Annotated in this window: 2 protein-coding genes; both read left to right on the plus strand. The window is 63.8% G+C overall.

All coding sequences use genetic code 11. The annotated features are described in order from the left end of the window. Window positions 1-894 (plus strand): FAD-binding protein (locus ACTJLB_RS32385; RefSeq protein WP_440785658.1); only part of this gene is annotated, 894 nt, incomplete at its 5' end. 24 nt (window positions 895-918) lie between these two features. Beyond that, a partial coding sequence (locus ACTJLB_RS32390) for a succinate dehydrogenase iron-sulfur subunit (protein ID WP_440785659.1) occupies window positions 919-1499 on the plus strand: 581 nt, incomplete at its 3' end.

Consider the following 1499-nt stretch of genomic DNA (forward strand, 5'->3'; position numbering starts at 1 on the left):
TCGCGCTCGATGGACCAGGAGATCAAGGAAGGCCGCGGCGTGGGTCCGAACAAGGACCACGTGCTGCTGGACCTGTCGCACATCGGCGCGGAGACGATCATGAAGCGTCTGCCGTCGATCCGCGAGATCGCGCTGAAGTTCGCCAACGTCGACTGCATCAAGGAACCGATCCCGGTGGTGCCGACCATCCACTACCAGATGGGCGGCATTCCGACGAACATCCACGGTCAGGTGGTGGGCACCGCGAAGGGTCACGAGGAGCCGGTCAACGGTTTCTATGCGGTGGGCGAATGCTCGTGCGTGTCGGTGCACGGCGCGAACCGTCTGGGCACGAACTCGCTGCTCGATCTGGTGGTGTTCGGCCGCGCGGCGGGCAACCACATCGTGAAGCACGTGAAGGAAATAAAGAACCACAAGCCGCTGCCGGCCGACGCGGCGGACTTCGCGCTGTCGCGTCTGGCGAAGCTCGAGAGCTCGTCCTCGGGCGAGTACGCGCAGTCGGTTGCCAACGACATCCGCGGCACGATGCAGAAGCACGCGGGCGTGTTCCGCACCTCGGCGCTGCTCTCCGAAGGCGTGGAGGCGATCCGCGAGGTGGCCGCACGCGTGGACAATATCCACCTGAAGGACAAGTCGAAGGTGTTCAACACCGCGCGTGTCGAGGCGCTGGAAGTGGCAAACCTCATCGAGGTGGCGCGCGCGACGATGGTGTCGGCCGAGGCGCGCAAGGAAAGCCGCGGCGCGCATGCGCAGAACGACTTCGAGCATCGCGACGACGAAAACTGGCTGCGCCATACGTTGTGGTTCAGCGAAGGCGACCGCCTCGACTACAAGCCGGTGCACATGCAGCCGCTGACGGTCGAATCGGTGCCGCCCAAGGCGCGGACCTTCTAAGGCACAGATCAAAGGAATTCAGAAATGGCCAAGCGTACATTTGAAATCTACCGCTACGATCCGGACCGCGACGCGGCGCCGCGCATGCAGTCGTACGAGATCGAGATCGACTCGCACGAGCGCATGCTGCTCGACGCGCTGGTGAAGCTGAAGGCACTGGACGAGACGTTGTCGTTCCGCCGTTCGTGCCGCGAAGGCGTGTGCGGTTCGGACGCGATGAACATCAACGGCAAGAACGGTCTGGCGTGCCTGACGAACCTGAACGACCTGCCGCAGAAGATCGTGCTGCGTCCGCTGCCGGGGCTGCCGGTGGTGCGCGACCTGATCTGCGACTTCACGCAGTTCTTCAACCAGTATCACTCGATCAAGCCGTACCTGATCAACGACACGCCGCCGCCGGAGAAGGAGCGTCTGCAGTCGCCGGAAGAGCGCGACGAGCTCGACGGGCTCTACGAATGCATTCTGTGCGCGAGCTGCTCGACGTCGTGCCCGAGCTTCTGGTGGAATCCGGACAAGTTCGTGGGCCCGGCGGGTCTGCTGCAGGCATACCGTTTCATCGCGGACAGCCGTGACGAAGCCACCGGCGAGCGGCTCGACAATCTGGA

The organism is Paraburkholderia sp. 22098 (genome assembly GCF_052045935.1).
GTDB lineage: Bacteria > Pseudomonadota > Gammaproteobacteria > Burkholderiales > Burkholderiaceae > Paraburkholderia > Paraburkholderia caledonica.